The sequence below is a fragment of the uncultured Catenibacterium sp. genome (genome assembly GCF_900540665.1).
Taxonomy (GTDB): Bacteria; Bacillota_I; Bacilli_A; order Erysipelotrichales; family Coprobacillaceae; genus Catenibacterium.
The window spans coordinates 1-7,485 of record NZ_UQGV01000089.1; the positions used below are offsets into that span (position 1 = coordinate 1).

General features: G+C 34.7%; 8 protein-coding genes. 3 read left to right on the forward strand and 5 right to left on the reverse strand.

The features are described 5' to 3' along the window. Positions 1-109 precede the first annotated feature (109 nt). The 5 genes from sufB to sufC are packed head-to-tail and all read right to left on the reverse strand — an operon-like array spanning position 110 to position 4,873. Complete coding sequence (gene sufB, locus QZQ55_RS09920) at positions 110-1,516, reverse strand: Fe-S cluster assembly protein SufB (protein ID WP_006506421.1); 1,407 nt, start codon at positions 1,514-1,516, stop codon at positions 110-112. 2 nt (positions 1,517-1,518) lie between these two features. Next, positions 1,519-1,956, reverse strand: coding sequence for a Fe-S cluster assembly sulfur transfer protein SufU (gene sufU / locus QZQ55_RS09925; RefSeq protein ID WP_006506422.1), 438 nt, complete (start codon positions 1,954-1,956; stop codon positions 1,519-1,521). Continuing rightward, the gene (locus QZQ55_RS09930) at positions 1,940-3,172 is read right to left on the reverse strand and encodes an aminotransferase class V-fold PLP-dependent enzyme (RefSeq protein WP_295092929.1); all 1,233 of its coding nucleotides are present in this window, start codon (positions 3,170-3,172) and stop codon (positions 1,940-1,942) included. Before QZQ55_RS09930 ends, sufU begins: the two co-directional genes overlap by 17 nt. Before the next feature lie 2 nt (positions 3,173-3,174). Continuing rightward, entirely contained in the window at positions 3,175-4,056 is an 882-nt protein-coding gene (locus QZQ55_RS09935; RefSeq protein WP_295092931.1) for a SufD family Fe-S cluster assembly protein, read from the reverse strand. Continuing rightward, positions 4,049-4,873: a Fe-S cluster assembly ATPase SufC gene (sufC, locus tag QZQ55_RS09940; protein WP_055289510.1), complete on the reverse strand. Its 825-nt coding sequence runs from the start codon at positions 4,871-4,873 to the stop codon at positions 4,049-4,051. The genes QZQ55_RS09935 and sufC overlap by 8 nt, the downstream gene beginning before the upstream one ends. Before the next feature lie 153 nt (positions 4,874-5,026). Here sufC and QZQ55_RS09945 point away from each other — a divergent pair, with 153 nt between their 5' ends. From QZQ55_RS09945 to QZQ55_RS09955, 3 genes are read left to right on the forward strand one after another with little or no spacing between them, the layout of a single operon-like run. Beyond that, a complete protein-coding gene (locus tag QZQ55_RS09945; protein WP_295092933.1) occupies positions 5,027-5,992 on the forward strand; it encodes a peptidylprolyl isomerase in 966 nt (321 codons plus the stop codon). Positions 5,993-5,998: 6 nt separating this feature from the next. Continuing rightward, positions 5,999-6,946 (forward strand): hypothetical protein, encoded by a 948-nt coding sequence (locus tag QZQ55_RS09950; protein ID WP_295092935.1) that lies wholly within the window; start codon positions 5,999-6,001, stop codon positions 6,944-6,946. A gap of 53 nt (positions 6,947-6,999) precedes the next feature. Further along, complete coding sequence (locus QZQ55_RS09955; protein ID WP_295092937.1) at positions 7,000-7,404, forward strand: HIT family protein; 405 nt, start codon at positions 7,000-7,002, stop codon at positions 7,402-7,404. Positions 7,405-7,485: the final 81 nt, after the last annotated feature.

The window sequence follows — 7,485 nt, forward strand, 5'->3', positions numbered from 1 at the left end:
TTTCGCATTCTTAAATGCAGGCATTTCTTCTAGATAAGAGGCAATTCTTTTTGAATAAGAAAGAAACGTCTCTTCTTCTAAAGCGAGACGTTTCTTAATCATCTGTTTCCTATCCAATAGCATCTTCTGACATATCAAGCTTAATAAGCTGATTCAATTCAACAGCATATTCCATAGGTAATTCTCTGCTGAATGGTTCAATGAAGCCCATAACAATCATCTCTGTTGCCTGTGCTTTAGTGAGGCCTCTGCTCATTAAGTAGAAGAGCTGATCTTCCGATACTTTAGATACAGTGGCTTCATGTTCAATAATAGAATCATTATTGGCCATGATATTTGTAGGTACTGTATCACTTGTAGAAATCTTATCTAGAATTAATGTATCACATTCTACCTTGCTCTTACAGTCGTAGGCATTCTTGTTATGACGGACAAGTCCTCTATAGTTTGTCTTACCGCCATTTCTTGCAATAGATTTAGAAATAATCTGACTTGATGTATGAGGCGCTGCATGAATCATCTTAGCCCCAGAATCAATAATCTGACCTTTATCTCCTACTGCAATAGTAATAACTGTGCCCTTGGCTCTTTCTCCTGCGAGAACACAGCAAGGATATTTCATAGTAACAAGTGAACCGATGTTACCATCCACCCATTCCATTGATCCACCTTCCATAACTTTAGCACGCTGTGTTACTAAGTTATAGATATTCTTAGACCAGTTCTGGATTGTTGTATAACGACAATGTGCATTCTTGCCGACAATAATTTCTACAACACCAGCATGAAGTGAATCTTTAGAATATGAAGGTGCTGTACATCCTTCTACATAATGGATATCTGAGCCTTCATCTACAATAATTAAAGTTCTTTCAAACTGCGCCATACGTTCAGAATTGATTCTAAAATATGACTGTAATGGCTTATCTAATTTAGTATGAGGTGGTACATAAATAAATGATCCACCTGACCAGACAGCCCCGTTTAATGCAGAGAACTTGTTATCATAATATGGAATAACGGTATCAAAATACTTCTTGAAGATTTCTGGATACTGTTTTAATCCTGAATCAATATCCAAGAAGATAACACCCTTCTCTTTGACTTCTTCAAGCATATTATGATAAACAACTTCAGATTCATATTGGGCACTTGCACCTGCTAAGAACTTCTGTTCTGCTTCAGGAATACCTAAACGATCAAATGTATTCTTGATTGTTTCTGGTACTTCTTCCCATTTATCTGTTTTAGTATCTGATGGACGATTATAGTATGTATAATCATCAAAATCCATCTTAGATAAATCAACACCCCACTTAGGCATTGGCATCTTTAAGAACTGTTTTAATGACTTGATACGGTATTCAGTCATCCATTCTGGTTCTTCTTTAATGGCTGATATTTCTCTAACAATATCTTCATTTAACCCTTTAGGTGTCTTGAAGACTGATACATCCTCATCAGGATGATCTTCTATCACTTCAGCTTGTGGAATATTAAGATTCTCAATAGCCATCTCTATTCCTCGCTTCCTTCTAATAATTTTAAGAATCCAGTCCAGCCTAGAGTCGCACACTTAATACGATTGGCCTGCTTATGCGTATTCTTAAACGCAATCGCTTCTTCAAGAAGTTCTGGATCATATTCTTTTTCATAAATCATATGCATATAGTTATCCACAATATGCGCTGCTTCTTCTTTTGTCTTTCCTTTAACTAGTTCTGTCATGATAGAAGTAGATGCTGTACAGATGGCACATGCTTCACCATCAAAACGTACATCCTCCACTACATCACCATTAAACTTAGCCTGGACATCAATATCATCAATACATGTACTTGAATCCATATTGACTTTCTGATATGAATCATCATCTACAAGTCCGTGGTTTCTAGGATTCTGATAATGGTCCATAATAATTTCTCTCATGATCATTGGATCATCCAAAGAATGCATCAAGGAAATCATCTCCTTTCTTACATGCTTCAATAAACTGATCAATTTCTTCTTCAGTGTTATAGAAATAGAAAGAAACACGACAAGTTGTTCTTACTTTTAAGAACTCGTCTAAAATCTTGGCACAATGTTCACCAGCTCTAACTGCAATACCATAAGTATTAAATAAGCTGGCTGCATCTTGTGCAAATACATCTTTAATATTAAAGGCAATAGCCCCTTCTGAGTTTGGATTATATATAGTGACATTATCTAACTGAGACATCTTCTCAATCGCATAATGACGTAATTCTAATTCTCTTTGACGGATATTCTCCATACCGATGCTCTGTAAGTATTTAACAGCTGCACCTAAACCAATAACACCTTCAATATGAGGTGTACCTGCTTCAAATTTATAAGGTGGTTCCTTTAGTGTAACAAGTCCACAGCTGTTATAGCGTGAATTAGATCCTCCACCAAAACGTGTAGGCTTTGTTTCTTCTAACAACTCATATTTACCATAAAGAACACCAACACCTGTAGGGCCACACATCTTATGGCCTGAAAAAGCTAAGAAGTCCACATCATCACGTACAACATCTGTAACAATATGTGGCACACTCTGTGCCCCATCTGCCACTACAATAATACCCTTAGAATGCGCATATTCTGTGATTTCCTTGATAGGTACTTCATAACCTAATACATTTGTCACAATCGCAAGTGAAATAATCTTTGTATTCTCTGTTACAGCCTTCTTGACATTTTCTAATGTCATACGACCTTCTTCATCTAGTTCAATATATTTCACAACAGCACCTGTTTCATCTGCTACATCAAACCAAGGTAATGTATTAGAGGCGTGTTCTGCCACATTCAAGAGGATTTCATCACCTGCTTTTAAATGTGTTTTGGCATAACCATTCGCAATTAAGTTAAGTGAATCTGTTGAACCACTTGTAAATACAACTTCTTCTTTTCTTTTAGCATGAATAAAATGCTGAACTGCTTCTCTAGCTTCTTCATAAGCGACATCCACCTGATGAGATAAATCATAATCTCCACGATGAGCATTTCCTGAATAGCTAGATAAATATTCACATACTGCATCAATCACACATCGAGGCTTTAATGTAGTCGCACCATTATCAAAATAAATCAGTGGCTTGCCATGCATTAATGTCTTTCCATCCAACATTGGAAAGTCTTTTCTTGTATCCTTACAATTCACCATAACTAAGCACCTACCTTTGATAACGCCAATTCAAAACGTTCCTTAATCATCTGATTATCTACAACCTCTACAACTGGCATTAAATAACCATAAGTAATTAGCTGCATAGCCTGACGTTTAGTCAAGCCACGTGACTGTAAATAATAAAGATGTTCTTCATCCATCTTCCCTACACCAGCTGCATGAGAAGCCTGGACATCATATTCATCAATATATAAGAATGGATTTGCACTTGCATAACATTTTGGATCAAAGACAATGATCTTATTTGTCTGATGTGATGCTGAACCATTCTGTCCATTTGTAATCGTACCTATACCATCAATCACAAGATGCGCTTCATCTTTCGCAACACCATAGTTATCCATGATACCAGTAGTATGTGGTGCATTATGTTTTATATGCACCTTATAATGTTTCTTTTCTTTATCCTTCGATAAAGCAGCCATTCTTAATCTGACATCTGCCCCTTCACCATCTAATTCAAATGTATAAGAGGCTTCAATAGAAGCATCAGATAATTCAGAATAACCAAGCTGAAGCATACTATCATGAGAAGAGTGTCCTTCATCTAGATAAGTATTCTTTCCTGTTCCTTCATTTTCATTAAAGAAATTAACATGTGAATAAGCACCGTTAGTAAATGTACGATTTAAAACTCCGTTATCTTCAACATGTCTTGTTTCAATCACTTCCGCATGGACATTGTCTTCAAATACATAATGTAGTGACATTTCATTCTTTACATCAGCCACCACATGAAGCTGAATGGGTTCTCCATACTTGAATGTGATTGTTGTATCATTAACAACAACTTCCTGAGGAAGATTCTTTTCTTGAGCCTCCCCATCAACAAAATGAATATAGTGTTCAAAACTATACATTGCTTGTCACCTTATGACCACATACCCCGATAGAAACAACGTCTTCGTCTTCTTTTTCGAGTTCAATGCCTAATTCTTTCTTTACCCATTCATATCCTTCATTGTTGATCTTTTCAATTAGTTCAAAGCCACCTTCTACTACAATATTACCATCTACTAAAACATGTACATGTGTAGGCTTTACTAATTCATATAATCTTTCATAGTGAGAAACCATAACTAAACCAAAGTCTTCCTTCTTTGTTTCTCTCATTTCATTAATATTATCAGCGACGATACGTAACGCATCAACATCTAGACCTGAATCAATTTCATCTAATAATGCGAACTTAGGTTCAAGTAGTTTCATCTGAAGAATTTCATTACGTTTCTTTTCTCCACCTGAGAACCCTTCATTTAAATAACGATGAGCTAGATTACCATCCATTTCTAAATCTTCTGTTGCATGGTCCATTGCTTTAATGAACTGATAAAGACTTAATGGTTTTTCTCTTCTTGCATTCATTGCAGAGCGGAGGAAATCAGAGTTTGTAACACCTGGAATTTCCTGTGGATACTGCATTCCTAAAAATAATCCTTTACGGCTTCTTTCATCTACACTCATAGAAAGAACATCTTCACCATCTAATGTGATTGTTCCCTGAGTTACTTTATATTTAGGATGACCCATGATTGTACCTAATAATGTTGACTTCCCATTTCCATTAGGACCCATCAATGCATGTGTTTCTCCTGTATTAATTGTTAGATTAATTCCCTTTAAAATCTCCTTGTCACCAATGGCTACATGAAGATCCTTTATACTCAAAACTGACATCATTTTTTCACCTCGAGAATTATTATAAAAGATTACTCGATTAACCTCAAATAATATGATAAAGAATTATGTCTTTTTATGTGAAACAGGGGTAATTATTTGAAAAAAATCATTGAGCATGTATAATATATATGTTACGCAAGGAGGGTACGTATGAAAGCCAAAAAAATAGCAGCGCTATGTTTAGCGAGTGTTTTACTACTAAGTGGCTGTGGTGGTAAGACAGTAGATGGAAAGAGCGTCGTTGCTTCCACAAGTGAAGGCAATGTATATGCAGATGATGTTTATGATACATTGATTTCGACGAGTGCTGGTAAGTCAGCTACATTCCAATATGTTCTTGATCAATTGATCAATAAGCAATATCCTGTCACAAGCGATATGAAAGATAATGCAAGTGATATGCTTGATAGTATTAAGAATTCTTATAAGAGCAAGTATGGTGAAAGCTCTTACGAAAAGCAGTTCAAGAGCGATTTGAAGAGTGCCGGTTATGGAAGTGAAAGTGAATATAAGAAGAAGCTGATCTACTCTTTACAGTATGCAGAATTAGTGAAGCATTATGTAAAGACACATTATGATACAGTGTTTGATGATTATTATAAGGTTGCTACACCACGTGTTATCTCTATGATTAAGATTTCTACTTCTGATATTTCTAATCCAACTAATGCTGAAAAAGAAAAGCTAGAAGAAGTGAAGGAACTATTAAAAGATGGTAAAAGTTTCGGTGATGTTGCTAAGAGTTATTCAGATGATTCAAATACAAAGAGTGCTAAAGGTTCTTTAGGTGTTGTAGATACAACAAGCAACCTTGCAAGTACTTATGGCAACGCCATCAATGAATCAGCTTTCTCTTTAACTGAAGGACAGACTTCTGATGTATTAACTGGAACTGATGGTTATTACATTTTAAAATGTACTTCTACTAACAAAGAGAAGATCAAGAAAAAATTAAAGAATATCACAATTCAGTCACCATTACTTACTTATGATGATAATATCATCTATCTTGCATTCAATACTTATGATATCGAGTATAAAGATGCAAAGGTTAAAAAAGCAGTTAAAGAAGCTGTAAAAGAAGGTTTAAAAACAAGAGCTGAAGGAAGGAAGTAAGAGATAATGGCAGAATACAAACAGATCCATAAGGTAGAAGTTGAAAAGAAACCTTTTAAACTTACTAAGAAAATGATTTCATTACTTGTCATTGCGATTGTCCTTGTTGTTGGTGTGATTACAGCTTATATTGTGACTGCTGATAAGGATGGTTATACAAGTTCTGTACAGAATAGTTCATCAGAAGTGATCAGTGGTGATGTAAGTGTGACTAAGAAAGGTTTATATGAATACTTATTAGATAACTATGGTGCTAACGAAGTATTAAATGAAGCTTATAATAAGATCACTGCAAAAGAGATTACTGACAAAGATGCAATTAATACAAAAGTAAACGAACTTAAACAGCGTTATGCTGAATATTCTGGTTCTTTTGAAACTTACGCAAAGAATCAGGGATATAGTGATGCCAAGACTTTTGAGAAAGAAGTCACTGTACCAGAAGCAAAATCTGAACTATTAGAAGAAAAATATTTAGATACAAAATTCAATGATGTATGTAAGGAGTATAATGTTTCTTATTTAAAGATTGTTGAATACAGTAAAGAATCTGAAGCATTAAAAGCACTTAAAACAGTGACTAGTGCCGATGCAATGACTGCTTTAATGAATGCGAATAAGAGTAGTTCTACTGATTTAGGTTTTGTATGCAGCAAGAGTTCTACTACTACAATTGATAAGAAGATCATCAAAGCTTTAAGTAAGTTCACTTCATTAAAGACTGATGGTGTATATAAGGAAGCAGTCAAATTAAGTACAGGTAAGTATGCAGTAGTTTATGTATATAACACAGATAAGAATGCTTCAAAATCAGATATTACTGAAAAATTACAGAACCTAACTGATGTAAAAGCAGATATTGAATCTTATTATTTAAAGAAATATAAGTTCACTGTTGAAGATGAAAAGGTTAAGAAACAAATCAAGAAAATTTCTAGTAAATATGTAGACTAAGAGACGTGAAAACGTCTCTTTTGTGTTAGAATGAATATAGGAGGTTTTATATGATGGATAATTGTATTTTTTGTAAGATTGCCGCAAAGGAAATTCCTGGCAAGGTTGTATATGAAGATGATACATGCATTGCATTCTTAGATTTATCACAGACTACTGATGGTCATACACTAGTCATTCCTAAGGAACATTATGATAGTTTTTTAGAAGCAGACCCAGAAGTAATGGCACATTGTATGAAAGTGGCTCAGAAGCTTGCAAATAAGATTGTAGAAAATATGCATGCAAAGGGATGTAATATTCTTACTAATGCGAAAGAGGTTGCTGGCCAGACAGTGCATCATTTCCATATTCACATTATTCCAAGATTCGAAGAAAATGATCCAATTAAGATTGAATTTACTGATCGTTCTAGTGTAGTAAATCTCGATGATATCTACAACGAAATCATGAAATAGAAAACAGGGATTTAAAATCCCTGTTTTCAGATTGTTGACAAATTAGATGAAAATATCAATTGGGCTATCCCAAATTGGTAT

Coding starts and splice junctions, on each gene's coding strand:
- sufU (WP_006506422.1), bottom strand. CDS start 1,956: ATGCATTCTTTGGATGATCCAATGATCATGAGAGAAATTATTATGGAC.
- QZQ55_RS09935 (WP_295092931.1), bottom strand. CDS start 4,056: ATGTATAGTTTTGAACACTATATTCATTTTGTTGATGGGGAGGCTCAA.
- QZQ55_RS09945 (WP_295092933.1), top strand. CDS start 5,027: ATGAAAGCCAAAAAAATAGCAGCGCTATGTTTAGCGAGTGTTTTACTA.
- QZQ55_RS09930 (WP_295092929.1), bottom strand. CDS start 3,172: ATGGTGAATTGTAAGGATACAAGAAAAGACTTTCCAATGTTGGATGGA.
- QZQ55_RS09950 (WP_295092935.1), top strand. CDS start 5,999: ATGGCAGAATACAAACAGATCCATAAGGTAGAAGTTGAAAAGAAACCT.
- sufC (WP_055289510.1), bottom strand. CDS start 4,873: ATGTCAGTTTTGAGTATAAAGGATCTTCATGTAGCCATTGGTGACAAG.
- QZQ55_RS09955 (WP_295092937.1), top strand. CDS start 7,000: ATGGATAATTGTATTTTTTGTAAGATTGCCGCAAAGGAAATTCCTGGC.
- sufB (WP_006506421.1), bottom strand. CDS start 1,516: ATGGCTATTGAGAATCTTAATATTCCACAAGCTGAAGTGATAGAAGAT.